The 25,384-nt window shown below is 59.0% G+C and carries 27 protein-coding genes; 18 read left to right on the forward strand and 9 right to left on the reverse strand.

The genetic code is table 11. The features are described 5' to 3' along the window. The 3 genes from GUC22_RS23575 to GUC22_RS23585 are packed head-to-tail and all read left to right on the forward strand — an operon-like array spanning position 1 to position 2,179. Positions 1-1,152, forward strand: a complete 1,152-nt coding sequence (locus GUC22_RS23575; RefSeq protein ID WP_082236788.1) for a double-cubane-cluster-containing anaerobic reductase — start codon at positions 1-3, stop codon at positions 1,150-1,152. An 8-nt stretch (positions 1,153-1,160) separates the two neighbouring features. Then, on the forward strand, positions 1,161-1,928 hold the full coding sequence (gene yjiL, locus GUC22_RS23580; RefSeq protein WP_004133200.1) for a putative 2-hydroxyacyl-CoA dehydratase activator YjiL: 768 nt from the start codon (positions 1,161-1,163) through the stop codon (positions 1,926-1,928). Beyond that, positions 1,925-2,179, forward strand: a complete 255-nt coding sequence (locus tag GUC22_RS23585; protein ID WP_004133202.1) for a DUF3343 domain-containing protein — start codon at positions 1,925-1,927, stop codon at positions 2,177-2,179. Before yjiL ends, GUC22_RS23585 begins: the two co-directional genes overlap by 4 nt. A 38-nt stretch (positions 2,180-2,217) precedes the next feature. Here GUC22_RS23585 and GUC22_RS23590 read toward each other — a convergent pair whose 3' ends face one another. The 3 genes from GUC22_RS23590 to GUC22_RS23600 are packed head-to-tail and all read right to left on the reverse strand — an operon-like array spanning position 2,218 to position 4,485. Continuing rightward, complete coding sequence (locus GUC22_RS23590; RefSeq protein ID WP_024360437.1) at positions 2,218-3,321, reverse strand: M20 peptidase aminoacylase family protein; 1,104 nt, start codon at positions 3,319-3,321, stop codon at positions 2,218-2,220. Positions 3,322-3,341: 20 nt separating this feature from the next. After that, positions 3,342-3,809 carry a YjiG family protein gene (locus tag GUC22_RS23595; protein ID WP_004128539.1) on the reverse strand — a complete coding sequence of 156 codons (468 nt, stop codon included), beginning with the start codon at positions 3,807-3,809 and terminating at the stop codon, positions 3,342-3,344. Continuing rightward, on the reverse strand, positions 3,802-4,485 hold the full coding sequence (locus GUC22_RS23600; protein WP_004133206.1) for a nucleoside recognition domain-containing protein: 684 nt from the start codon (positions 4,483-4,485) through the stop codon (positions 3,802-3,804). Before GUC22_RS23600 ends, GUC22_RS23595 begins: the two co-directional genes overlap by 8 nt. A 312-nt stretch (positions 4,486-4,797) precedes the next feature. Here GUC22_RS23600 and GUC22_RS23605 point away from each other — a divergent pair, with 312 nt between their 5' ends. Further along, complete coding sequence (locus tag GUC22_RS23605; RefSeq protein WP_024360438.1) at positions 4,798-5,712, forward strand: LysR substrate-binding domain-containing protein; 915 nt, start codon at positions 4,798-4,800, stop codon at positions 5,710-5,712. 2 nt (positions 5,713-5,714) lie between these two features. Here the strand turns inward: GUC22_RS23605 and GUC22_RS23610 are convergent, their stop codons facing one another. From GUC22_RS23610 to GUC22_RS23625, 4 genes are all read right to left on the reverse strand, one after another. Beyond that, complete coding sequence (locus GUC22_RS23610; protein WP_004133209.1) at positions 5,715-6,779, reverse strand: DUF2955 domain-containing protein; 1,065 nt, start codon at positions 6,777-6,779, stop codon at positions 5,715-5,717. Continuing rightward, positions 6,769-7,836, reverse strand: coding sequence for an HlyD family secretion protein (locus GUC22_RS23615; RefSeq protein ID WP_160183794.1), 1,068 nt, complete (start codon positions 7,834-7,836; stop codon positions 6,769-6,771). Before GUC22_RS23615 ends, GUC22_RS23610 begins: the two co-directional genes overlap by 11 nt. Before the next feature lie 6 nt (positions 7,837-7,842). After that, the gene (locus GUC22_RS23620; RefSeq protein ID WP_064411471.1) at positions 7,843-8,307 is read right to left on the reverse strand and encodes a MarR family winged helix-turn-helix transcriptional regulator; all 465 of its coding nucleotides are present in this window, start codon (positions 8,305-8,307) and stop codon (positions 7,843-7,845) included. 339 nt (positions 8,308-8,646) lie between these two features. Next, a complete protein-coding gene (locus tag GUC22_RS23625; protein ID WP_004098259.1) occupies positions 8,647-8,811 on the reverse strand; it encodes a DUF1127 domain-containing protein in 165 nt (54 codons plus the stop codon). Positions 8,812-8,988: 177 nt separating this feature from the next. On the opposite strand from GUC22_RS23625, the gene GUC22_RS23630 reads away from it, so the two are divergent. The 3 genes from GUC22_RS23630 (at position 8,989) to GUC22_RS23640 (ending at position 13,118) form a co-directional block, all read left to right on the forward strand. Further along, positions 8,989-10,401: a PLP-dependent aminotransferase family protein gene (locus GUC22_RS23630; RefSeq protein ID WP_049591309.1), complete on the forward strand. Its 1,413-nt coding sequence runs from the start codon at positions 8,989-8,991 to the stop codon at positions 10,399-10,401. Between the two features lie 465 nt (positions 10,402-10,866). Beyond that, the gene (locus tag GUC22_RS23635) at positions 10,867-11,778 is read left to right on the forward strand and encodes an acetamidase/formamidase family protein (RefSeq protein ID WP_004137247.1); all 912 of its coding nucleotides are present in this window, start codon (positions 10,867-10,869) and stop codon (positions 11,776-11,778) included. Further along, entirely contained in the window at positions 11,775-13,118 is a 1,344-nt protein-coding gene (locus GUC22_RS23640; RefSeq protein ID WP_004128506.1) for an APC family permease, read from the forward strand. Before GUC22_RS23635 ends, GUC22_RS23640 begins: the two co-directional genes overlap by 4 nt. Positions 13,119-13,276: 158 nt before the next feature. Here the strand turns inward: GUC22_RS23640 and GUC22_RS23645 are convergent, their stop codons facing one another. Further along, complete coding sequence (locus GUC22_RS23645; protein WP_024360442.1) at positions 13,277-13,720, reverse strand: FosA family fosfomycin resistance glutathione transferase; 444 nt, start codon at positions 13,718-13,720, stop codon at positions 13,277-13,279. Next, positions 13,714-14,622, reverse strand: coding sequence for a LysR family transcriptional regulator (locus tag GUC22_RS23650; RefSeq protein WP_024360443.1), 909 nt, complete (start codon positions 14,620-14,622; stop codon positions 13,714-13,716). The genes GUC22_RS23645 and GUC22_RS23650 overlap by 7 nt, the downstream gene beginning before the upstream one ends. A gap of 87 nt (positions 14,623-14,709) precedes the next feature. On the opposite strand from GUC22_RS23650, the gene GUC22_RS23655 reads away from it, so the two are divergent. The 11 genes from GUC22_RS23655 (at position 14,710) to cutC (ending at position 25,346) form a co-directional block, all read left to right on the forward strand. Beyond that, positions 14,710-15,492, forward strand: coding sequence for an NAD(P)H-dependent oxidoreductase (locus GUC22_RS23655; RefSeq protein WP_024360444.1), 783 nt, complete (start codon positions 14,710-14,712; stop codon positions 15,490-15,492). Positions 15,493-15,639: 147 nt separating this feature from the next. Beyond that, the gene (locus tag GUC22_RS23660; protein ID WP_004133049.1) at positions 15,640-16,224 is read left to right on the forward strand and encodes a TetR/AcrR family transcriptional regulator; all 585 of its coding nucleotides are present in this window, start codon (positions 15,640-15,642) and stop codon (positions 16,222-16,224) included. A 17-nt stretch (positions 16,225-16,241) separates the two neighbouring features. Next, positions 16,242-17,042 carry a winged helix-turn-helix domain-containing protein gene (locus tag GUC22_RS23665; protein WP_024360445.1) on the forward strand — a complete coding sequence of 267 codons (801 nt, stop codon included), beginning with the start codon at positions 16,242-16,244 and terminating at the stop codon, positions 17,040-17,042. Continuing rightward, positions 17,039-17,557 carry a FidL-like protein gene (locus GUC22_RS23670; protein ID WP_004098240.1) on the forward strand — a complete coding sequence of 173 codons (519 nt, stop codon included), beginning with the start codon at positions 17,039-17,041 and terminating at the stop codon, positions 17,555-17,557. The genes GUC22_RS23665 and GUC22_RS23670 overlap by 4 nt, the downstream gene beginning before the upstream one ends. Positions 17,558-17,962: 405 nt before the next feature. Then, complete coding sequence (locus tag GUC22_RS23675; RefSeq protein WP_004098239.1) at positions 17,963-18,241, forward strand: BMC domain-containing protein; 279 nt, start codon at positions 17,963-17,965, stop codon at positions 18,239-18,241. 17 nt (positions 18,242-18,258) lie between these two features. Then, positions 18,259-18,543, forward strand: coding sequence for a BMC domain-containing protein (locus GUC22_RS23680; RefSeq protein WP_004098238.1), 285 nt, complete (start codon positions 18,259-18,261; stop codon positions 18,541-18,543). 15 nt (positions 18,544-18,558) lie between these two features. Beyond that, positions 18,559-18,837 (forward strand): BMC domain-containing protein, encoded by a 279-nt coding sequence (locus GUC22_RS23685; protein ID WP_002442217.1) that lies wholly within the window; start codon positions 18,559-18,561, stop codon positions 18,835-18,837. A 53-nt stretch (positions 18,838-18,890) separates the two neighbouring features. Continuing rightward, positions 18,891-20,492, forward strand: a complete 1,602-nt coding sequence (locus GUC22_RS23690) for an acetaldehyde dehydrogenase (acetylating) (protein ID WP_024360446.1) — start codon at positions 18,891-18,893, stop codon at positions 20,490-20,492. A 26-nt stretch (positions 20,493-20,518) separates the two neighbouring features. Beyond that, on the forward strand, positions 20,519-20,776 hold the full coding sequence (locus GUC22_RS23695; protein ID WP_004133057.1) for a EutN/CcmL family microcompartment protein: 258 nt from the start codon (positions 20,519-20,521) through the stop codon (positions 20,774-20,776). Between the two features lie 15 nt (positions 20,777-20,791). Then, on the forward strand, positions 20,792-21,934 hold the full coding sequence (locus tag GUC22_RS23700; RefSeq protein WP_024360447.1) for a 1-propanol dehydrogenase PduQ: 1,143 nt from the start codon (positions 20,792-20,794) through the stop codon (positions 21,932-21,934). A gap of 25 nt (positions 21,935-21,959) precedes the next feature. Then, the gene (cutC, locus tag GUC22_RS23705) at positions 21,960-25,346 is read left to right on the forward strand and encodes a choline trimethylamine-lyase (RefSeq protein ID WP_160183795.1); all 3,387 of its coding nucleotides are present in this window, start codon (positions 21,960-21,962) and stop codon (positions 25,344-25,346) included. The last annotated feature ends 38 nt before the right edge of the window (positions 25,347-25,384 follow it).

The following is a 25,384-nucleotide window of genomic DNA, read 5'->3' on the forward strand; positions in this document are numbered from 1 at the left end:
ATGTCGCTTATCACCCATCTACCCGCCATCTTTGACCACTTCTCCGCAGCCCGCCAGCAGGGTTTCCTCACGGTCATGGAGCTTAAAGAGCAAAACATACCGCTGGTTGGCACCTACTGCACCTTTATGCCTCAGGAAATTCCACTGGCCGCCGGCGCGGTGGTGGTGTCGCTGTGCTCCACCTCCGACGAGACGATTGAAGAGGCGGAAAAGGATCTGCCGCGCAACCTCTGTCCGCTGATAAAAAGCAGCTACGGTTTTGGCAAGACTGACAAATGCCCCTACTTCTACTTTTCCGACCTCGTGGTGGGCGAAACCACCTGCGACGGCAAAAAGAAAATGTACGAATACATGGCCGAATTCAAAGCCGTGCACGTGATGCAGCTGCCGAACAGCGCCAGCGATGATGCCTCGCGAGCGTTGTGGAAAGCGGAAATTTTGCGCCTGCAGAAGGCGGTGGAAGATCGCTTTGGTACGCCGATCACCGAAGCCGCCCTGCGCGAGGCGATTATCCTCAAGAACCGCGAACGGCGGGCGCTGGCGAACTTTTATCGCGTCGGGCAGCTCAACCCGCCCGCGCTCAGCGGCAGCGATATTTTAAAAGTGGTCTACGGCGCGACCTTCCGCTTCGATAAAGCGGCGCTGATCGATGAGCTCAACGACATGGCGGATCGGGTGCGCCTGCAGTGGCAAGAGGGCAAACGGCTGGAGGCGCGGCCGCGTATTCTGATCACCGGCTGCCCGATCGGCGGCGCGGCGGAAAAAGTGGTGAAGGCCATTGAGGACAACGGCGGCTGGGTGGTCGGTTTTGAAAACTGCACCGGCGCGAAAGCCACCGAGCGCTGCGTGGAGGAGACGGGTGACGTTTACGACGCCCTGACCGAGAAATATCTCGCCATCGGCTGCTCCTGTATTTCGCCAAATGACCAGCGCCTGTCCCTGCTCAGTCAAATGGTAGAAGAGTACCAGGCCGACGGCGTGGTAGACGTCATTCTGCAGGCCTGCCATACCTACGCGGTGGAGTCGCTGGCGATAAAACGCCACGTGCGCCAGCAGCACGATATCCCCTATATCGCCATTGAGACCGACTATTCGACGGCGGATCTCGGCCAGCTCAGCACCCGCGTGGCGGCCTTTATTGAGATGCTTTAGGAGCGCGCGTGACCGTTACCGTAGGGATTGATTCCGGATCGACCGCCACCAAAGGCATCCTGCTCGCCGATGGCGTGATTCAGCGCCGCTTTCTCTGTCCGACGCCGTTTCGCCCCGCCGACGCCATCGTTGAGGCGTGGGAAACGCTCCGCGCTGGCTTAAGCGAACGCCCCTTTTTAACCTTAACCGGCTACGGTCGCCAGCTGGTGGATTTTGCCGATAAGCAAGTCACCGAGATCTCGTGCCACGGGCTCGGCGCGCGGCTGCTGGCCCCGCAGACCCGGACGGTCATCGATATCGGCGGCCAGGACAGCAAGGTTATCCAGCTGGACGACGCGGGTAATCTCACCGATTTTCTGATGAATGATAAATGCGCGGCGGGCACGGGGCGCTTTCTGGAGGTGATCTCGCGTACGCTGGGGGCCAGCGTCGACCAGCTCGACAGCATCACCGAAGGCGTTGAGCCCCATGCGATTACCAGTATGTGCACGGTGTTCGCCGAATCCGAGGTCATCAGCCTGCGTTCGGCCGGGGTGCCGCCGGAGGCGATCCTCGCCGGCGTGATCAACGCCATGGCCCGACGCAGCGCCAATTTTATCGGCCGCCTGTCGGCGCAGGGCCCGCTGCTGTTTACCGGCGGCGTCAGCCGCTGCGCCGCCTTCGCGCGGAGGCTGGAGGAGCACGTGGGTATGGCGGTGCAGACGCATCCCGACGCGCAGTTTGCCGGGGCGATCGGCGCGGCGCTGATCGGTTTACGTCAGAGGAGCCGCCGGTGACGGAATATCTGTTTTTATTTCACTCAACGGTGGGGGTAGTGCGGATGCGCAAAGCCCTGCAGGCGGCGGGAGCGACCTTCCGGGTGAAGGACATTCCGCGCCAGCTGCGCGGCGGCTGCGGGCTGTGCATTTATCTGCGCTGTGAGCCGGGCGAAGAGCAGAAGTGGATTCTCCCCGGCCACACGGCAACCCTGTTTCGCGTCGCCGGGGATGATTATCAGCTGCTGGCTCAGTTTCCGCAGCAGGCGTAACCCGGCGTGAAGCGAGCACAATATCCGGGTTTAGTCCCTCACCCCAGCAGCTGGCGAACGCAGGATTTAAACACCCGCACGCCATCCGCCAGCGCGGCGCGGTCGAAGCGCATCTCCGGATGATGCAGCCCCGGCAGCAGGTCGCAGCCCAGCCCCCAGAACCCGCCCTTCACCTGTGGACGCAGGCGCAGGTAGTGGAAAAAGTCCTCGCTGCCCGGCGTACTCTTCGCTGCCGTTAAGCCGGCTTCGCCAAACGTTTCGCGAATCGCCTGGCTGACGATAGCCGTAGCCTGTTCGTCGATAATCGCGGCGGGCATCTCCTTGACGATCTGGATATCGACGGTGGCGCCGTAAGCCGCCGCGCTGCTCTCTATCGCTCGCACCACCCGCTCTTTCAACGTCGCCATGCCCTCATTTTCCGCGCTGCGCAGATCCCAGCACACGTGCGCTTTCGCCGGCACCGAGTTGGTCACTCCCGCATCGCACAGAAAGCGCGTCGCTTTAGCGCTCCAGGTCAGCGAAGGCGCCAGATGAATCCCGTTTACCGCCTGCACCGCGTGCGACGCGGCGTCCAGCGCGTTAACGCCCAGATGAGGCCGGGCGGCGTGTGCGGCTTTGCCGTGGAAATCGACCATCACCGTCGCCGAGGCGGAGTAGTACATCGCCGGCACCGCCTTGCCTTTCGGACACTCCTCCAGCGGCCTGAGATGGAAGCCGAACAGCATCTCCACGTCGTCCAGCACGCCCGCTTCCGTCAGCGCGATCGCCCCGGTGCCCAGCTCTTCAGCGGGCTGAAAGAGTATTTTCAGCTTCCCGCGCTTTACCAGCCCTTCGGTGAGGATCTCTTCCGCGGCGGTCAACACCACCGAAGAGTGACCGTCATGACCGCAGGTATGGCGAGCCTCTAAGCGGCCATCGATGATATGGCCCAGCGCATCCATATCCGCCCGCAGCGCCACGACCGGCCCCGGCTTACCGCTATCCAGCAGCGCAACAATGCCGGTGGTGCCGCCGACGTTGCGCTGCACCTGAAACCCCGCGGCTTCTAATGCATCGCCGATGTATGCCGACGTTTTGTACTCTTCAAAGCCCAGCTCCGGGATTTGATGCAGATAATTGAAATGCTCTAATGTTCGCGACACGTCTTACTCCTTGCCTTCTATTATGCAATCACGCGCATGACCAGCATGGCGATGACGGCATTGATAATGCTCACCGCCATCAGCAGCGGCCAATATTTTTTCGGGACATCCGCTACGCCGAGCAGGCGCCCCATGTACTGCAGCTGCGAACCCATGAGGAAAATCGCCGGGATCAGAATCGTGATATCCGCCACGTTGAGGGTACCTTTGCTCAACAGGCTCACCGCCACACCGGTTCCCGCAGAGGCGGAAAGCCAGGAGGTCAGCAATACGGTAATGGCTTCCCCCGGCAGGCCGAACAGGCCCATCAGCGGCGCGCAGACGTGGCCGATGATCTGCATCACGCCGAGCAAATTGAGCATTTCAGCGATCACATAGGCCATTAATACATTCGGCATCAGATTGTTGATGGCGATATTAAATCCTTTGCGCGCGCCGATAACGAAAATATCGAACGGGTTACTGCCGACTTTTGCCGAATTATTCATTTTCAAAATCCCTTTTATAAGCGGTATTCAGAACCAGACGCGTGATTGCCGCGCCGACAAATTTCAGCACAAACATTAAAAGCAGCGGAATAATGATAGGAATGGTTAACGAAGCGAAAAGCGCTGAGCCAATTGAGAAGTAGTTATTAATCAGACCGGCCCCGGAATATTGCCAGGCGCCCATAATAACCAGATCCTTACGATTTATTTTGTCGCTGTCATACAGCTCTTTGGTCAGCGCCGCGCCGGCATCGGTACTCTGTAAATCGGTAATCAGCGCCAGGCCGGTATAACCCGGGATCCCAAGCAGCGGGCGAAGCAGCGGGGTCAGCAGCTTATGCGCCGCGCGGATCGCCCCGTAGTGGGTAAATATCTCCAGCAGCCCCAGCGCCAGCATCACCGTCGGCACCAGCGACAGGGCAAACAGGAAGCCGGCCTTGGCGCTGATGCCGCCGCTACCGATAAAGGTGTTGGTTTCCGGTGTTTTCATGGTGCCGAACGCGCCGCCGAGGGTGGTAAAGTCAAACGCCCCCAGCCAGGCCATGCCTTCAACCTTAAACAATAATCCGGAGAAAACTAACAATACGATGATCAGTGAAATCCAGGCTCCGGGCCCGACTTTCCACTCATTTGTCGTTTCGTCGGAGGAACATTCCAACGTTTTATTTTCACTCATAGCCTGTCCTCTCACATAATGAAATGTTAGTGCGATTGTTTGCAATTTGAAATTTTGTCAATTTATTGTTATTCGAATTTATTATTTTCACTGATAAGCTTTTCCATATTCCCTTAATCAGCATCATCACCATTTCTTATTCTTTAACTTCCCGAGCCTTGCCACCTTAATAGCAAGCCGGGAATAAGCGATGAGAATTTTCCTCCCTGCCAGTTTTTGTCCGAATTACGATTATCTATAACTTGCCGGGATGATAAATACCTGTGAAAGGGTGTTATTGTTGACCGCAGGTCAACAAAGGAGCGAGAAACGATGTTGCATGAGAGGCCAATGAGCTATCTGTATGAAGTCGGGATTCAGGGAGGCATTCGCCGGGCTGCCGATATGCTGGGTATCAACCCGTCAGTCATCAGCCGCCAGATAGCGCAGCTGGAACGGGCGCTGGAGCTGCCGCTGCTGGAACGCCAGGGGCGAAACGTGGTGCTTACCGAAGCCGGACGTCTGCTGGCGGAGGACTACTTCGAAAGCCGTCAACGCCGGGAAAAGCTGGAAAGCCATCTGAAGGATTTACGCCACATGCGCGGCGGGACAATTTCAGTGAGGATTGGCGGCGGGCTGGTCACCACCTTTATTGAATCGGTGATGAGCACCTTTTCGCAGTCCTGGCCTAACGTGTTCGTGGATATTAGTGTCGGCAGCATGCAGGAGATGCTCAACGATATCGCCAGCGGCGAAGCGGATATGGCGGTCGCCTTCGGCCCCATCGGCAACCCGGAGCTTAAACGCCACAGCTTTCAGTGGGGCCCTATCTGCGCGGTGGTCTCGCCACAGCATCCCATCGCAGCCCAGCGCGCCGTCACCATCGATGAGCTCACGCAATATCGCCTGATCGCGCTCACCGACAGCTTTGGCCTGCAGCGCCATATGAACGCCATGTTTAAAACCGCCGGACGGCAGTTTCATCCGGCCTATCGCTGTAACCTCTTTTCCACCGCCATGAGCCTGAGCCAGGCGGGATTGGGGATCTCTTTTATGACCGCATACGCCGCCCGGGAAGCGATCGCCCACGGTATTCTGACCGCGGTCCCCATTGACCATCCTATCGCCAGCAGCGCCCAGTGCCACCTGCTACGCAACTCCGACCGCCGCTTTTCTCCGGCAGCGCATCATATGTGGCGGCTGCTGCACAACGCTTTTCGCGACGCGCAGCGGGCGCTGGCTGCCTGAGCTTATTCGGTCACCACAAACCGGGTTGGCGCAAAGCAGTTCAGCAGCCGATGCATAAGGAAGACCATGGTCAGCGTGACGATCAGCGCCACGGTGACGGAAGTGATGCGGTACAGATCGCTGAACACCAGGTCCTGGTCCGGATGCAGGTTCTGGCCGAACATGATGCCGATGGTGGTGATGCTGGCAAAGCCAACGCCGGCACCCACTTTCTCCATCACGTGCAGGCGGGCGCTAAACGCCAGGCCGAGGCCAATCAGCGGCATCATCAGCAGCATATGGTTGCTGAAGTCGTAGATAATCAGCTGCACCACCAGAATATAAAGGCAGGCCAGCACCACCCCCACCACCCGCCAGATCGAGCTGATCACCGCGCCGCGATAGTGCATCGGGAACAGAATTAAAATCCCCGCCATCAGCGCCGACAGCGAGTCGCTCAGGTCGCAGACCTGAAAGATCACAAAGATCATTGTCGCCACGCTGCCGGAGAGCAGCGATTCATGACGAATACGGGCGGCGTCTTTTTCAATGCGCGGCGGCGGCTTGCGTGGTTCAACGTCCGGGATGAAGTAGTTGAGTAATGCGCTCAGCGCCACCGCCATCACGCAGGCCTCCATATTGGAGAACATCAGGGTGTGCCAGTTGCTGGTGGGATAGCTCATAAAGTTGAGCATCGTGCTTTGACACACCACGCCCATCGACCCCAGCAGAAACAGCGGCCCCTGGCTCATAAAGCGAAAGCGCATTACGTACAGGCCAAACACCACCAGCGTCATCATCACCGGCCACTGCGACAGATAGCCGACGATCAGCACCATTTCGACGCAGTTTACCGCCGCGCTGAACACAAACTGCCGCGCCACGTGACGGTTAAACACCGGCACCAGCGACAGCAGCATCAGCGGATAAACCACGAAGAAGACGCCGTACTGCACGTCGTAGAAGGTCGAAATGCTCAGCGCGATAGTGCCGGCCACGGCGATGCGCAGCGTCTGGCGAAAATCGTTGGCCGTATAGACGATGTTGCCGTGCGGGGTGAAAACCCGCGCCAGGGTATTAATAGACATAGTGCAGCATGCTCACCAGATGGATCTGCGCGCCGGCAAAGGTGCGGGCGAACAGGCCATCGCTGTTATAGAGCTGTACCGTCGCGCGGGCCCCGGTGGGAAGTGGTTTATCCAGCGGCTCATCAAGCGCGACGTGAATGCGCATGCGCTGCGCGTCGCGCACCCAGCGGGTAGACTGCTCCGGCTGCGACAGCTGGCCATTGACCTCTTCCTGTCCGGCCAGAATACCGGCATCGCTGCTGGTGACGTGCGCCCGGAAGACTTTCCCCGGCAGCGCATCAAACACCACCGCGGCATCGGTGTTGACGCCGGTGTGGCGCAGGCTCTTCTCGCGGAAATCGGCGACGATATCGGTCTGATTGCTGACCAGCGCCAGCAGCGGCGTGGCGGCGGTGGCGTACAGACCGGGGTTAAGCTGAAGGTTGCTCACCATGCCGTCGGTTTCGGCGCGCACCTTCGTCCAGCCAAGGTTAAGCTGCGCCTCTTCCAGTGCGTTGCGGTACTTCTGCAACGTGACGTTGCGCGCATCGTCGCGCTCGCCGCGCTGGATCAGCAGATTCTGGATGCTGGCGTTGAGCGCGCTGACCGACTGCTCGCTGGTCTGCCAGGTGGTGCGCACTTTATCCAGATCCGACTGAGAGACGTTCTGCATGGTGCTCAGGCGCTGGTAGCGATCGAAGGTCACCTTATCGTTGCGCGCGGTGTACTGGGCGGTGCGCAGGTTGGCGCGGGCAGAAGCGATCTGCGCGTCCAGCTGCTGGTTGCTGAGTTTCGCCTGTTCAAGGGCGATTTGCGCCGCTTCCACTTTATTGATAAACGGCGTCGGATCCAGTTCATAGAGCAGATCGCCCTTCTTCACCTGGCTGTTGTTGTGCACATAGACATGGGAGACATAGCCGGAGACGCGCGACGAGACCGGCGTGACCACGCGCATCACGGTGGAGTCCGGCGTGAGCGGGATCCAGATATCGGCAACGATAAACCAGGCGAATATGACCAGGAAGGCGGCAATACTCACCCTTACCCAGCGGGCAAATTTCTGTTCAGGGGTCATCATAGTGTTTTAGATCTTGTTATCTTCTTCGCGGATAGTCCGCAGATTGCAGGCGATTTGATTTAACGTGGCGCTAAAGGCGGCGAGCTGCGCTTCAGGGAGGGTTTCGGTGACGCGCTGTTGATAGGTCTCAATCACGCGGTTCAGCTTCTCCAGAATAGCGCGGCCTTCCGCCGTCAGCGTCAGCAGGCGGATGCGTTTGTCATAAGGCGATGTTGAACGCAGCAGATAGCCCTGCTTTTCCAGCTGCGTGAGGGTGCGCATCAGCGGCGGCAGTTCAATGCCCTGCACCTCCGCCAGCTCGCTGACCGAGACGTTATCCCCCAGCTGATGCAGCTGCATCAGCACCGTCCAGCTTGACTGGGTCAGGCCGGTGTCGGTAATGGCAGAATCAATAATCGCGCGCCACTGGCGCACGACCATCGCCATGCGCATGCCCATCGGGCGCTGGGCAAACAGATCGTCTTCGGTCATCTTATTTTCCTCACTTAGCTGCGAAGAAAATAATACTTATCACGATAAGTATCAAGAAACGAAGAATTGATAAGCATGAATTGATAAATTCTATGAATGTATCATCCCCAGTCACGCTAGCGCTTACCGGGGCTACAGTTCTCCGCGGTCTGGTAGCCCGCACAAGGCGCGTCAGGCGCCGCCTCCGGGAAACCACCTCCAGGGCAGCTGCGGTCATCTCCCCGGTGGCGGCTAACGCCTGACCGGGGCTACGGGTTGATTACCGTTTGCGGGCCGGTAGCCCGGACAGGCGCGTCAAGCGCCGCCTCCGGGGAAATGCCGGGTAAAAAATCGCACTTTTTAATTGATCTGATCCCGGCGCAGTCCGACATCTTTTAGCTGTTCGTCGCTCATTCGCTGCAATGTTCTGCGTGTTTGTTCGCGAAGCCACCATTTTTTGATTATCCGCGCCAGAAATACGAAGCCGATAAACGGCTGTCTTGCCCGATTCTCGTGAAATTCCATCCTCTACCTCCTCACCTTGCCAGAGGCTTTATCTTCACGGATCCGGGGCTAAACAATACAGATTCACAAAATACTTTTCTTTAACATACAGATTCGCTAAAACGTACAGCAGACCTCATTTTTACCGCCAATCTGTACTGGTTTATTGATCTGTATGGCGACGATCAAGGATACAGCATGACCCGCTATCAACATCTGGCCAGCCTGCTGGCAGAACGCATCGAACAGGGGCTGTATCGCCCCGGCGAAAAGCTGCCGTCGGTACGCAGCCTGAGCCAGGAACACGGCGTCAGCATCAGCACCGTTCAGCAGGCCTACCAGACGCTGGAACAGCAGCAGCTGATCGTGCCGCAGCCGCGATCCGGCTATTTCGTGGCCCCGCGTAAAGCCCAGCCGCCGGTACCGCCGATGTCGCGTCCGGTCCAGCGTCCCGTCGAGATCACCCAGTGGGATCAGGTGCTGACCATGCTCGACGCCCGCCACGATAAATCGATTATCCCCTTCGGCGGCGGCTCGCCGGACGTCACTCAGCCGAGCCTGAAGCCTATCTGGCGCGAGCTGAGCCGGGCAATTCAGCACAACCTTAGCGAAGTGTTGAACTACGACGAGCTGGCCGGGCGTCGCGAACTGCGGGAACAGATCGCCCGTCTGATGCTCGACGGCGGATCGGTGGTCACCGCCAACGATCTGGTGCTTACCAGCGGCTGCCACAGCGCGCTGTCGCTGGCGCTGCTGTCGGTGTGCCAGCCCGGCGATATCGTTGCCGTCGAATCCCCTTGCTACTACGGCACCATGCAGATGCTGCGCGGATTAGGGCTAAAAACCATCGAGATCCCCACCGATCCGGAAACCGGGATCAGCATCGAGGCGTTAGAGCTGGCGCTCGATCAATGGCCGATCAAAGGGGTGATCCTGGTCCCCAACTGCAATAATCCGCTGGGGTTTATCATGCCGGATGCCCGCAAGCGCGCGGCGCTATGCCTCGCCCAGCGCCACGATATCGTTATCTTTGAGGATGATATCTACGGCGAGCTGGCGACCGAATACCCGCGCCCGCGCACCATCCATTCCTGGGATATCGACGGCCGGGTGATGCTCTGCAGTTCGTTTACCAAAACCATCGCTCCCGGCCTGCGCATCGGCTGGATTGCCCCCGGCCGTTATTACGATCGTCTGCTGCAGATGAAGTATGCCGCCAGCGGCACCAACGTTCCCTCCACCCAACTGGCGGCTTGTAATTTTATTCGCGAAGGCCACTATCACCGCCACGTGCGAAGAATGCGGCAGATCTACCAGCGTAATATGGAGATCTACACCTGCTGGCTGCGGGAGTTTTTCCCCTGCGGGATCTGCGTTACCCGCCCGAAAGGCGGCTTTATGCTGTGGGTCGAGCTGCCGGAGCAGGTGGATATGGTCTGCGTCGCGAAGCAACTATGTCGGCTGAAGATCCAGGTAGCGCCGGGATCGTTGTTTTCAGCATCCGGAAAATACCGCAACTGCTTAAGGATCAACTGCGCCCTGCCGCCGATTGAGAAGCATAAAGAGGTGATGGTGCAACTGGGCATGGCGGTGAAAGTGGCGATGGAGTGAGGTTATAGGCTGGTCCCCGGTGGCGCTGCGCTGACCGGGCTACGGGTTCACCGCCGTCTGCGGATCGGTAGCCCGGACAGGTGCGCAAGCACCGCCTCCGGGTTTCCCTCTTTGAGAGCCAAAATACCCTGGCATTATCATCAATACCCCCACGGCATATTATACTAAATTACCAGCACGTAAATTTTCGCAGAATAATCTGCTATATAAACGACTAATATCAGTAAATAATGAAAAAACGACAACCAGTAATAAAACATTGAATAACCGAACGACTTAATAACCAGAATATAAAAACATCAGATTAAAATATATAACTGCATGATTCACCAGCAAATATATATCATTTATTTTTGAAAAACCTGACCTGATTGCCTTCCCATAATAATCCCGATACATTCACTCATTCCCTATACGGGAAACTCTAAATATAAAAAACGCAACAATATAACCGGGATGAATGTCATGAAAATTACCAAAGATCGGGTGGTTTACGCCATGTCGCGGGATAACGCTCCTGTCGCTACCGTCAGCAGCGGAAGTGAAGTGCTGTTCGAAACCTGCGACTGCTTCTCCGACCAAATCACCTCCGCCGATGCCGTGTTCAACGAACTGGACTGGCAGCGTATTAACCCGGCGACCGGGCCGGTGTACGTCGAGGGCGCCGAGCCGGGCGATGCGCTCAAGGTCACCATCAAACGCATTACCCTAAGCAGCAATCAGGCGGTGATGGTCACCGCACCGCAGCTGGGGGTGATTGGCGACGAGCTCGATGCCCCGAAGGTCACCATCGTGCCCATTGAAAACGACCATGCCATACTGCCCGGCAACGTGCGCGTGCCGCTTAATCCGATGGTCGGCGTGATCGGCGTCGCGCCTGCCGGGGAAGCCATCTCCTGCGGCACGCCGGATAGCCACGGCGGCAATATGGACTGCAAAATGATTACCGCCGGCAGCACCCTGTGGCTGCCGGTCAACGTCCCCGGCGCGCTGTTCGGACTGGGGGATTTACACGCCGCGATGGGCGATGGCGAAGTCTCGGTCTGCGGTCTGGAAATCCCCGGCGAAGTACTGGTCGAACTGACGGTGGTTAAAAACCGCCGCCTGCCGCTGCCGATGCTCGAAAACAGCGAGACCCTGTTTACCCTCGCCTCGGCGCTGACACTCGATGATGCCGCCGCCATGGCTACCCGCAATATGGCGCATTTTATCGCCGACAATACCTCCCTGATGCTGGCAGACGCCATCAGCATCCTGAGCATTGCGGGCGACCTGCAAATCTGTCAGGTTGTCGATCCGCTGAAAACCTGCCGCTATGCGTTACCAAAGTCAGTGGCTGAACAGCTCTCCCTGAGCATCGAAGGGGAGCGGGCATGAGCGTTGAACAATTTGGCTATAAGCAGGAGCTGCATCGGGCGCTGACGTTCCGCGATCTGCTGGTCTACGGCATGATATTTATGGTACCCATCGCGCCGTTTGGCGTCTTTGGCTACGTCTGGGACGGCGCGCAGGGCATGGTGGCGCTGGCCTATCTCATCGGTATGGTGGCGATGTTCTTTACCGCCATGAGCTACTGGTCGATGTCGCGCGCGTTTCCGGTTTCCGGCTCGGTATACGCTTATGCCCAGCGCGGTATTCATCCGATTGTCGGCTTTTTTGCCGGCTGGCTGATCCTGCTGGACTATATTCTGGTGCCGTCGCTGCTCTATATCGTCAGCGCGGCGGCGCTGGCGCCCATGCTGCCGGGCGTGCCGGGCTGGCTGTGGATTGTCGGCTTTATCGCGATTAACAGCCTGATTAACCTGCGCGGCATTACCTTTACCGCACGCGCCAATAACACGATTCTGATCGCGGAGATCGTGGTGCTGTCAGTGTTCGTCGTGCTGGGGCTGATTGCGCTCTACTCCGGCGCCGGGGCGGGCCATCTGACCCTCGACCCGCTCTACAACGCCGATAAGTTCAGCCTGCCGCTGGTGATGGGCGCGGTCTCCATCGCCGTGCTCTCGTTCCTCGGCTTCGACGGGATCTCCACGCTGTCGGAGGAAACGAAAGGCGGCGTAGATACCGTGGGTAAGGCGTCGCTGGGCGCGCTGATGCTGGTGGGTTCGCTGTTTATCCTGCAGACGTGGATTGCCGCCGATCTGGCGCAGGGCATGACGTTTAGCAGCCTCGATACCGCCTTCTACGATACCGCGAATCTGGCGGGCGGCGGCTGGCTGAAGTATGTCACCATGTGGTCGACGGTGATCTCCTGGGGGATTGCCAACGCCCTGGTAGCGCAGGCCGCCGTGTCGCGTATTCTGTTTGCGATGGCGCGCGATAAGCAGCTGCCGCAGCTGCTGGCAAAAGTGCATCCGCGGCTGAAAACACCTTACGTCAGCACCCTGTTTGTGGCGCTGATTTCGCTGGCTTCCGGCCTCTGGTTCTATGGCGATATCGATAACCTCAGCCGTCTGGTGAACTTCGGCGCGCTGATGGGCTTCCTGGTGCTGCATATTGCCGTGATAAACCATTACATCATTCGCCAGAAATCACGCAATCTGGTGGTGCACCTGCTGTTCCCGGTGGTGGGCCTGTGCATTATCGGCTTTGTTATTTATGAAATGGACGCGCAGGCGAAGGTACTGGGGCTGAGCTGGCTGGCGGTTGGCGTGGTCTATTACCTGCTGATGCGCCTGGTGCTCAAGCGCAATGTGGAATTGAAGCTGGAAGGCTAACGCAATTTATCTATCCCGGAGGCGGCGCGTTGCGCCTGTCCGGGCTACCCGATCGCACGGGCCGGTAGCCCGGACAAGGCGCGTCAAGCGCCGCCTCCGGGGAAACAACGCGCAATGCCGCCTCCGCTTTTCCCCGGCTCGCGCTGCGCTTAGCCGGGCTACGGGTTCCCGGCCGTCTGTTCGTCCTCGCCAAAAAACACCATACCTTTATAGGGCTTCTCCCGGCACGCCGCCAGGCGCCGGGCGAGGTTGCCAACGTGCAGCTCCAGCTTGTGGCCGTCCGGGTCGAGAAAATAGTGCGACGCACCTTCGCTTTTATTGGTTTTCCATACCGGAACGCCAGCCGCATTCAGCCGCCCGGCAAAAAGCGCGAAATCCTCTTCCGCAATGCTGAACGCGTAGTGGGTGTAGTCGCTCTCCTCCGGCGGGGTAACGCGCCGCTGCGGGTCCAGCGACAGGCACAACCAGAGGTCGCCGCAGGAAAAATACGCGCCGTTATCCCAGCGGGCGTGCAGCGTCATCCCCGGCAGCTGCTGATAAAACGCCACGCTCGGCGCCAGTTGGCTGACCGCCAGAGTCAGATGATTTAATCCGCTTAACATGGCTTCCCCTCTAATGACGATACGATTTGCTGGCGCAGCCACCGGTGCGCCGGATCGCGGTGCCAACGCTCATGCCACAGCATCAGCATCTCAAACCCGGCGACCGCCAGCGGCGGTTCGACCACCGTCAGGCCGCCAGCGTCGCGCACCAGCCGCTCCGGCAGCACCGCCACCAGTTCGCTATTGCGCAGCGTCTCCAGCATAAACAGGAAATGTGGCACGGAAAGGACAACCCGCCGCGCCAGCCCGAGATTCGCCAGCGCGCTATCGGTCGCGGCGCTGAATCCACCGCCGTCCGGCGAGACAATCACCTGCTCCAGTTGGCAGAACTGCGCCAGGCTTAACGCCGACCGCAGCGCCGGGTGCCCCGCTCTCCCCGCCAGCACGTAGCGTTCGCGGAACAACAAACGCTGATGCAGCCCGGGCGGCGCGCCATCGCGCGTGTGAAAAAACAGATCCACTTCGTCGCGATCCGCCTGCTGTACCAGCCGTGCGGGCTGTAGCTCAAACAGCGCCAGGCGGCTGGCCGGAGAGGCGACGCGCAGGGTATTGAGCACCGGCAGCAAAATCGCCGACGCCATATAGTCCGTCGCCGCCACCCGCCAGGTCTGCGCCGCCGTGGCCGGGTCAAAAGGCTGAACCGGCGCTACCGCCAGCTCCAGCGCCAGCAGCGCATCGCGCAGCGGCCCGCGCAGTTCATCGGCGCGGGCGGTGGGCTGCATTCCGCGCGGCCCAGGCAGCAGCAGCGGGTCGGCGAAAATCTCCCGTAGTCTTGCCAACTGCACGCTGACCGACGGCTGCGACAAATTGAGGCGCAGCGCCGCGCGGGTGACGTTATTTTCGCTGAGCAGGACGTTCAGCGTACGCAGCAAATTAAGATCCAGCCCCTGGAGATTAATCATCACTATACCTGTCATTGCAGCAATTCATTTCTACTATAGCGTCGCCGACTCTACTCTGCAGCTCTCCATTGCTCAGAGGTGATTTCAATGAAAATATTACTGGTTTATGCCCATCCCGAGCCGCGCTCGCTGAACGGCGCGCTGAAAGATTTTGCCGTGCAGCATCTGCAAAACGCCGGTCACGAGGTGCAGGTGTCCGACCTCTACGCCATGCGCTGGAAGGCGGGATTTGATGCCGATGACAGCAGCGCCCCGCCGGTCGGTGAAAGCTGGCGGGCGACGCGGGATTCGCAATACGCCTTCGCTAACGGCACGCAAAGCGCGGATATCGTGGGCGAACAGGAGAAGCTGCTGTGGGCCGATACGGTGATTTTTCAGTTCCCGCTATGGTGGTTTTCACTGCCCGCCATCATGAAGGGCTGGATTGACCGGGTCTACGCTTACGGGTTTGCCTACGGCGTCGGCGAGCACAGCGAAACCCACTGGGGCGATCGCTACGGCGAAGGCACGTTCGCGGGGAAACGGGCGATGCTGGTCGTTACCGCCGGCGGATGGGCGGAGCACTACGCGCCGCGCGGAATTAACGGGTCTATCGACGATATCCTGTTCCCCATTCAGCACGGGATGCTGTTCTTTCCCGGCTTTGACGTCCTGCCGCCGGTGGTGTTCTACCGCACCGACAAACTCGATGAACAGCGCTTCGCCATCCTGCGCGAGGAGCTGGCCCGGCGGCTGGATACCCTCTCTGAAACGCCGCCCATTCCCTTCCGTCGTCAGAATCACGGCGACTATCTGATCCCCTCTTTGAACCTGCGTCCGGAGCTGGCGCCTGGAGAAAACGGCCTCGCTATCCACGTGAAGCCGATGTGAATCTCGGTGGGTGATATTCGCGGCGCGGCGAATATCACCACAATTCATAAGGTGAACTGTGAGCCTCCACGCAATAACGGCATCGCGCCCCGCTACGCCCCTTCGCATATTGATAGCGATCAAGAATAATCATACCGTCTGGTCGGTATGATTCGGACCATGAATATAGAAGCCCAACATCGTAAAAAAGATCCCGTCCGTCTGCATAAGCAGCTGCTGGAATCCGCGGCCACCATTGCCGGTCGGGACGGCATCGCCTCGCTGTCGCTGAACGCCGTTGCGCGCGAAGCGGGCGTCAGCAAAGGCGGTTTACTGCACCATTTCCCCAACAAGCAGGCGCTGATTTTCGCCCTCTTTGCCCGCCTGCTGGCGATTATGGAAGAAGCGATTTCAGAGCTTATGGCCGCGGATAACGTCTCTTATGGCCGCTTTACCCGCGCCTATCTGCACTATCTGTCGGCCCCGGAACTTACGGATACTCAAGAGAGCCGCCAGCTGATGGTGCTGTCGCTGGCCATGCCGGATGAACCGGTGCTGCGAAAATGCTGGCGCGACTGGATGCTCGACCATCTGGCGAAAGGTGATGAACTGGACAATAGCCATACCGGCACGCTGGTGCGCTATGCGGCGGACGGCATCTGGCTATCGGAATTAACCGAGGGGCGCACTATGAGCCCCGGGCACCGGCAGTCGCTGGTCAGCGATCTGACGAAGATGACGCTTCCTGCGTGAAGCATGTTGAGGCCGCGATGCGCTATAACATCCATGGCCGTCTTATTTATGATGCAATGGACGGCACGCTAACGTTACCGGGAAGCGATGAGGCGGACAGCCAGCTGTCCATCACCGCCAACGCGCTGCTGTGGTTCTTCCTGCGCCACACCGAGGTGGTCAGCCGCGATGAGGTGCTTAAAAAAGTCTGGGATGACAACGGTTTAACTTCATCCAACAGCAATCTCAATCAGTATCTGAGCATGCTGCGCAAAACCTTTCGCCACTACGATATCGACAACATTATCGTCACCGTGTCGCGCGGACTACTGCAGCTCAATCCCGATCTCACTATCGAGATGCTCGACGCCAGCCCGGAGCCGGAGCCGCCGCTCGCGGCAGAAGCTGAGCCAGACCCGGCCGCGGTCCCGGAAGAAAAAAAGACCGTTTCCAGCCGCCACGCGCGCGGCACCTGCTGGTATCTGGCTGGCGGCTGCCTGCTCACCATCGCCCTGCTGCTGGTGGTATGCAGCTTTCTCGGCGGCAACACTTCGCACCCCATCACCCTGACGCAAATGCGCCACAGCCAGTGCGAGCTGCTGGCCAGCGATGAGATGCTGCGCTCCGTTGCCGGAACCGCCTATGGCAAGAATTTTGATGTCGTGCGCCAGCGCCTGAAGCTGGAGTGCAAGCCCGGCGAACGCTTTGTCTTCTTCTATGGCGACCGGCTGGAAACCAACGGCCTGGGCCGGGTATTCCTCGCCCACTGCGCGATGCATGAAGATAACCCGTTCAGCTACTGCGATAACTATTTTTACTATTCATGGAAGCCGCAATGAGACTCGCCCCGCGCCCCTTTTTCGCCCTCTCCAGCCTGGTGTTTATTGCCGCCGCCGGGTTCTGCGCCTGGAAGCTGCTACCGGTCGAAAACGGCGGGGTGATGAGCTGCTCGACCAAAGCGATTATGCGCTTTGAGAACATGGAGAAAGAGAACGTCAACGGCAATATCCATTTCAATTTCGCCGCCAACGGAAAAGGGTCGATGGTCGTCGAAGGCTATACCGATTCCGCCGCCGGTTGGCTCTATCTCCAGCGCTACGTCAAATTCAGCTACACCAGCAAACGCATCTCCACCACCGAGCGCCACTATCGTATCAGCAAATGGGAATCCAGCGCCTCGTCCATCGATGAGTCGCCGGACGTCATCTTCGACTACTTTATGCGCGAGATGTCCGACAGCCACGATGGCCTGTTCCTCAACGCGCAGAAGCTCAATGAGAAAGCCATTCTTCTCAGCTCTATCAACTCACCGCTCTACGTCTGCACGCTGAAGTCCGGCAGCAAACTTGACTAAGCTCACACCCGCTTTTCCTTCATCGCTTTCGCTTTAGTAAAACCGCACGTTTTGCATTTAGCCTGCCGAATAAAACACGATCCTCTCCACACTTCATACATCGTCAAATTACCCCTGATCTGCAATAAATTAGCAACTTATTAACATCATTTCGCTTTCGGCTAAAGGGTGAAAAAAACGCCGCAAATGTCACTCAATCCTCCTCCGTCAGGCAGCACAAACGCATAAATCGCCGCTTTTTAAATCTAATTCACAGAGTAAAAAACTAAAAATACACATTAAGAAGATTTAAATTTCACTTCATTCGCCATTCCCTATAGTGAACCCCGAACGCCGCTTCCGCGTCCTGACGTCGTTACGCGGACGGTTTTCCCGAATCACAAAACCTGTTCTTAAGGAGAAACCATGGGTGATGCATTAGGGCTTATCGAAACCAAAGGTCTGGTGGCCTGCATTGAAGCAGCGGATGCGATGTGTAAAGCCGCCAACGTTGAGCTGATTAGCTATGAAAACATCGGCTCGGGGCTGGTGACCGTCATGGTGAAGGGCGATGTCGGCGCGGTGAAAGCGGCGGTGGATTCCGGCGTCGAATCCGCGCAGCGCATCGGTGAAGTGGTGACCTCGCTGGTTATCGCTCGTCCGCATAACGACATCAACAAAATCGTCATTAAACACAAGGCCTGATGGCCAGGAGAACGCAAATGGGTGATGCATTAGGTCTGATTGAAACCAAAGGGCTGGTGGCCTGTATCGAAGCGGCGGATGCGATGTGTAAAGCCGCCAACGTTGAACTGATTGGCTATGAAAACGTCGGCTCCGGCCTCGTCACCGCGATGGTGAAGGGCGACGTCGGCGCTGTGAAAGCGGCGGTGGATTCCGGCGTCGAATCCGCGCAGCGCATCGGCGAAGTGGTGACCTCGCTGGTTATCGCTCGTCCGCATAACGACATCAACAAAATCGTCTCGCATTACAAAATCATGGATTAACCGGAGAAAAACCTGATGAAAGAAGCGCTTGGTCTTATCGAAACCAAAGGTCTGGTGGCCTGTATCGAAGCCGCGGATGCGATGTGTAAAGCCGCCAACGTGGAGTTGATTGGCTATGAAAACGTCGGCTCCGGCCTCGTCACCGCGATGGTGAAGGGCGACGTCGGCGCGGTGAATGCCGCGGTAGATTCCGGCGTGGAAGCGGCAAAACGCATCGGCGAAGTCGTCACCTCTCGCGTCATCGCGCGTCCGCATAACGACATCGAAAAAATCGCGGCGCAGCACAAAGCATGACCTGACAGGGCGCGCCCCGTCTCCACTCTTTTAGTCTGATGAAGGATAGACTCATGATTGAACTGGATAACGATTTGCAGTCCCGGCAGAACGCCCGGGAGCTGGTGCGCAATGCCAAAAAGGCGCAGGCGATTCTGGCCACCTTTTCGCAGCAGCAAATCGACGCCATCGTGAAGAACGTGGCCCAGGAAGCGGCGCATCATGCCGAAGCGCTGGCGAAAATGGCCGCGGAAGAAACCGGTTTTGGCAACTGGCAGGACAAAGTGCTGAAGAACCGCTTCGCCTCGCTGCGCGTCTACGACGCCATCAAAGATATGAAGACCGTCGGCATCATTCATGACGATCAGGTACAAAAAGTGATGGACGTGGGCGTGCCGCTGGGGGTGATTTGCGCGCTGGTACCGTCGACCAACCCGACCTCCACCGTCATCTATAAAACGCTGATCGCCCTGAAGGCCGGCAACGCGATTATCTTCTCCCCGCATCCCGGCGCCCGTCAGTGCAGCTGGAAAGCGATTGAAATCGTGAAGCGCGCGGCGGAAGCCGCAGGGGCGCCTGCCGGTAGCGTCGACGCCATTAGCCAGCTGACCCTCGAAGCCACCTCAGAGCTGATGCACAGCAAAGACGTGTCGCTGATCCTGGCGACCGGCGGCGAAGGTATGGTGCGCGCCGCCTACGCGTCCGGCACGCCGACCATCAGCGGCGGCCCGGGTAACGGCCCGGCGTTTATCGAACGCAGCGCCGATATCCCCCACGCGGTGAAAGATATCATCACCAGCAAAACCTTCGATAACGGCGTGATCTGCGCCTCCGAGCAGTCGATTATCGTCGAGCGCTGCATTTACGACGAGGTGCACCGCGAACTGGAAGCCCAGGGCGCGTACTTCATGAACGAAAGCGAAGCGGCAAAAATGGCGGCCCTGCTGCTGCGCCCCAACGGCACCATCAACCCCAAAGTGGTCGGTAAAACCGCGCTGTATCTGAGCCAGATGGCCGGTTTCTGCGTTCCGGCCAGCACCCGAGTGCTGATTGCCGAGCAAACTACGGTATCGCATACCAACCCCTACTCGCGGGAAAAACTGTGCCCGGTACTCGGCCTGTACGTCGAAGAGGACTGGAAAACCGCCTGCCACCGCGTGGTAGAGCTACTGACCAACGAAGGCCTCGGCCACACGCTGGTGATCCACACCCGTAATCAGGACGTCATCCGCCAGTTCTGCCTCGAAAAACCGGTTAACCGCATTCTGATCAACACCCCGGCGGCGCTGGGCGGCATCGGCGCGACCACCAACATCACCCCGGCCCTGACCCTCGGCTGCGGCGCGGTCGGCGGCGGCTCCAGCTCGGACAACGTCGGGCCGATGAACCTGCTCAACATCCGCAAAGTGGGCTACGGCGTGCGCTCCATCGATGAGCTGCGCGCGCCGGGCAGCCGCCCGGAACCGCAGCCGATCATTGTCAGCCCGGCAGCCGGCCCGAACCGCAGCATCTTCGACGATGAGCGCTTTAACGCCCCGGCGGCCGCCGCCACTGCAGCCCATCCGGCCAGCGCCGACGATCGCTTTGCGACTGCCGCCATCGGCGCGGAAAGCGAAATTAATGAGCAAAACGTGGAACGCGTCATCCGCCAGGTGCTGGAACGCCTTGGTAAGTAACACATTGATATAAGGCGATAAAAACAATGATTCTCGCAAAGGTAGTCGGACATGTCGTCGCCACGCAGAAATGCGATGAGCTACGGGGCAGCAACCTGCTGCTGATCGTCAAATTGGATGATGACCAGCAGCCGATGAAAGACCACACCTGGGTTGCCGTTGACAGCGTCGGCGCCGGTATGCACGACATCGTGCTGGCTGAAGAGTACCTGGCGCTCAACAAAGAGCGCTACAAGGCCATGTCGGTGGTCGCCATTGTCGAGAACGTGTTTCGGGACGCTTAAGGAGTCAATAACCCAATGAGTGAATTTTTGCTGAAACCCCGGATTCGCTTTGGTCAGGATGCGCTTGCCATCCTGAACGAGCTGCCCGCCCGCAACGTGCTGCTGGTCACTGACCAGGCGATGGTTAAGTTTGGCCTCGCCGATCGCGTCACGCAGATCCTCAATGCGCGCGGCATCGCTTTCCAGGTCTGGGACGACGTGGTGGCCGACCCGGATATCGCCACCGTAGTGCGCGGTATGAAGCGGATGGATAGCAGCTATCCGGATCTGGTTATCGCGCTGGGCGGCGGTTCGGTGATTGATGCAGCCAAAGCGGTTATTTTCGCCCTGGCGCAAACCCGTCCGGACGCTCACCGCGAGCCGCCCTGCTTTGTGGCGATCCCCACCACCAGCGGCACCGGCTCGGAAGTCACCGCCTTTTCGGTGGTGAAGGCCCACGCCGAGAAGCTGGTGCTGGTGGACCCGTCGCTGCTGCCGGATATCGCCATTCTTGACCCGGCTCTGGTGGCTTCGGTGCCGCCGGCGATCACCGCAGATACCGGAATGGACGTGCTGTGTCATGCGCTGGAAGCCTATGTTTCCCGCGCGGCCAGCGACTTTTCCGATGCGCTGGCGGAGAAAGTGGTGCAGCAGGTGTTTAGCTACCTGCCGACCTGCTGGCGTAACGGCGGCGACCTGCTGGCGCGCGAAAAGATGCACAACGCCTCCTGCATGGCAGGCATGGCCTTCACCAACGCCTCGCTCGGCATCACCCACAGCCTCGCCCACGCGCTGGGCGGCGTTTTCCGCGTGCCGCATGGTCGCGCCAACGCGCTACTAATGGCGGAAGTGGTGGCGTGGAACGCCGATTATCACGGGCAGTGCGCTACCGATGCCGCCCGCAAATATGCCCGATTAGCCCATCTGCTGGATCTGCCTGCGGCCACTACCCGCCAGGGCGTCGCCAGCCTGCTGGTCGCCATTCAGGCGCTAAAAGACGAAATGACCATGCCGACCGGTATTCGCGATACCGGCATCGATGCTGCCGATTTTGAACAACGGCTGACGGAGATGGTCGGCCAGGCGCTGCGCGACAGCTGTACGCCGACGAACCCACGCGCGCCGGACGCTCACGCATTAACCGAACTCTATCGCCGGGCGTGGACCGGTAACGCCTGATAACAAGAACTGGAGAACCTTACCCATGGCACACTACAGCTTAACGCCGCGCGTCAAAGTGTTGGCAGAACGTTTACTCTCACAAAAAAGCACCCTGTGCACCGAACATGCCACCACGCTGAGCGCCCTTGATGGCGATATCGCCGGGGTTCCCGCCGCCGTCAAACCAGCGCGCCGCTTCTATGAACTGATGCGCCAGCTGCCGCTGAGCATCAGCGCCGACGAACTGATCGTCGGCAACCAGACCCGCAAGCCGCACGGGGCGATTTTCCACGACGAAAGCGCTACGCATCGCCCGTCCGCTTTCCAGTTTCTTAATCTGAACAGCGACCTCGACTCCCCGGACTATAAGCTGGTAGTGGAGAAAGGCGTACTGGCGATCAAACATCAACTGGAAGAGAAAACCCGCGCGCTGGGCAGCGCCGTCAGCCGCAGCGGCATGGACGAAGTGAACGGCTGCCGCGCGGCCATCTACGCCTGCGATGCCCTGATGGCGCTGGCGCAAAACCTGGCGAACAGCGCTGAAACGCTTGCCGCCGCGGAAACTAACGCTTACCGCAAAGCGGAACTGCTGGACAGCGCCGCCATTCTGCACCACGTTCCGGCCCATCCGGCGCGCAGCTTTAAAGAAGCCTGCCAGGCATTTTACCTGTTCCAGCTGGCGCTTCAGCTGGATAACGGCAGCTACGCCGTCAACCCGGAAGGCGCCGACAAAGCCCTGCAGCCGTACTACCAGCACGATATCAACAACGGCGCGCTGTCCCAGCAGCAGGCGTATGAAATCGTCGAATCTCTGTGGTTCAAGCTGGCGGAACTGAGTGAAGTCCGCGCCGCCTGCGCTATCGACGGTTATCCGATGTTCGACGCCATGCTGCACGGCGCGAGCCTCGAGAACGCGCGCATTAACGAACTCTCCGACATGTTCCTGAGCGCGCAGCAAAACCTCAGCGCTCTGCATCTGCCGGTGCGTCTGTTCAGCGGCGCGAAGCCAGTTTCCGCCGCGCCGTTCGCCGCCTGTAGCGAAACGCCAGCGGCAGAAGGGCTGACCCCGCGTATGCAGCGCCTGCGCAACCACTACCTGACCGTGCGCCCGAGCGTCTCCATTTACCGCGCGCTGGCCTTTACCGAAGTGGTGAAAGCCAATCCGGGGATGCCGACGATTCTGCTGCGCGCCAAAGCCTTCCGCCACGCCTGCGAAACCGCGCCGATTCTGATTCAGGACGATGAGCTGATCGTCGGCCATCCGTGCGGCAAGCCGCGCGCGGGCGCGTTCTCGCCGGATATCGCCTGGCGCTGGGTACGCGACGAACTCGACACTATGAGCACCCGTCCGCAGGATCCGTTTGAGATCAGCGAAGAAGATAAGAAAACCATCCGCGAGGAGATCGTACCGTTCTGGGAAGGCCGTTCGCTGGATGAAATCTGTGAAGCCCAGTACCGCGAAGCGGGCGTGTGGGCGTTCAGCGGCGAAACCTTCGTCAGCGACCTCTCCTATCACCAGATTAACGGCGGCGGCGACACCTGCCCGGGCTACGACGTGCTGCTGTTCACCAAAGGGATGAACGGCATTAAGGCCGACGCCGAGGCGCATCTCGCCAGCCTGAGCATGGAAAACCCGGAAGATATCGACCGTATCTACTACTACAAGGCGGCGATTGAAACCTGCGAAGGGGTCATTAACTACTCCCACCGCATCGCCGCCCGCGCCCGCGAACTGGCCGCGATTGAGCAGAACGCCCAGCGCCGCGCCGAGCTGCTGACTATCGCCGAGGTGAACCAGAACGTCCCGGCGAATCCACCGAAAACCCTGCAGGAAGCGCTGCAAAGCATCTGGACGGTCGAGTCGCTGTTTGAAATTGAAGAGAACCAGACCGGCCTGTCGCTGGGTCGCGTTGACCAGTACTGCTACCCGATGTTCGAAGCCGATATCCGCGAAGGCCGCCTGACCCACGATAGCGCGCTGGAGCTGCTGCAGGCGTTTATTATCAAGTGCGCCGAATTGATGTGGATGTCCAGCGAGCTGGGGGCGAAATATTTCGCCGGCTATCAGCCGTTTATCAACCTGACCGTCGGCGGCCAGAAGCGCTCCGGCGGCGATGCCTGTAACGACCTCACTTATCTGATTATGGATGCCGTGCGCTTCGTGAAGGTTTACCAGCCGTCGCTGGCCTGCCGTATTCACAACCAGTCGCCGCAGAAGTACATGGAAAAAATCGTTGACGTGGTGAAAGCGGGGATGGGCTTCCCGGCCTGCCACTTCGACGACTCCCATATCAAGATGATGCTGCGTAAAGGCTTCGATTTCGAAGACGCCCGCGATTACTGCCTGATGGGCTGCGTCGAACCGCAGAAATCCGGCCGCATCTATCAGTGGACCTCCACCGGCTACACCCAGTGGCCCATCGCCATTGAGTTCGTTTTAAACCGCGGCCGGATGGTGCTGTTCGACAGCTATCAGGGGCTGGATACCGGCGACCTGCGCGACCTGCGCACTTTCGAAGAATTCGACGCGGCGGTGAAACAGCAGATCGCCCATATCGTGCGTCTGTCGGCGATCGGTACGGTCATCAGCCAGCGCGTGCACCGCGACGTGGCGCCGAAGCCGCTGATGTCGCTGCTGGTGGAAGGCTGCATGGAAAAAGGCAAAGACGTCGCCGCCGGCGGCGCGATGATCAACCACGGCCCGGGACTGATCTTCTCCGGTCTGGCGACCTACGTCGACTCCATGGCGGCGATTCGTAAGCTGGTATTTGAAGAGAAGAAATACACCCTCGAGCAGGTGCGCGACGCGCTGCTGGCGAACTTCGAAGGCTTCGAAGGCCTGCGCCGCGACTGCCTCAACGCGCCGAAATACGGCAACGATGATAACTACGTTGACCAGTATGCGCTGGATATCACCGAGTGGACCGAGCGCGAGTGCCGTAAGTACAAGATGCTCTACTCCACCCTGAGCCACGGCACCCTGTCTATCTCCAACAACACGCCGATCGGCGAGCTGACCAACGCCACGCCGAACGGCCGCCTGGCGTGGATGCCGCTCTCCGACGGCATCAGCCCGACTCAGGGCGCGGATAAGCAGGGTCCGACGGCGATCATCAAGTCGGTGAGCAAGATGAACGTCGAAACCATGAACATCGGCATGGTGCACAACTTCAAGTTCCTCAAAGGGCTGCTGGATACCCCGGAAGGTCGTCACGGCCTGATTACCCTGCTGCGCACCGCGTCGATTCTCGGCAACGGCCAGATGCAGTTCAGCTACGTCGATAACGAAGTGCTGAAAAAAGCCCAGCAGGAGCCGGAAAAGTACCGCGACCTGATCGTCCGCGTCGCGGGCTACAGCGCCTACTTCGTTGAACTGTGCAAAGAAGTTCAGGACGAAATCATCAGCCGCACGGTGATTGAGAAGTTCTGATAAAGACACGGACGTTGGTGGACAAGGATGTCCAGGCT

Origin of the sequence: Klebsiella sp. MPUS7 (assembly GCF_009905335.1) — a bacterium.
Taxonomy (GTDB): Bacteria; Pseudomonadota; Gammaproteobacteria; order Enterobacterales; family Enterobacteriaceae; genus Klebsiella; species Klebsiella grimontii.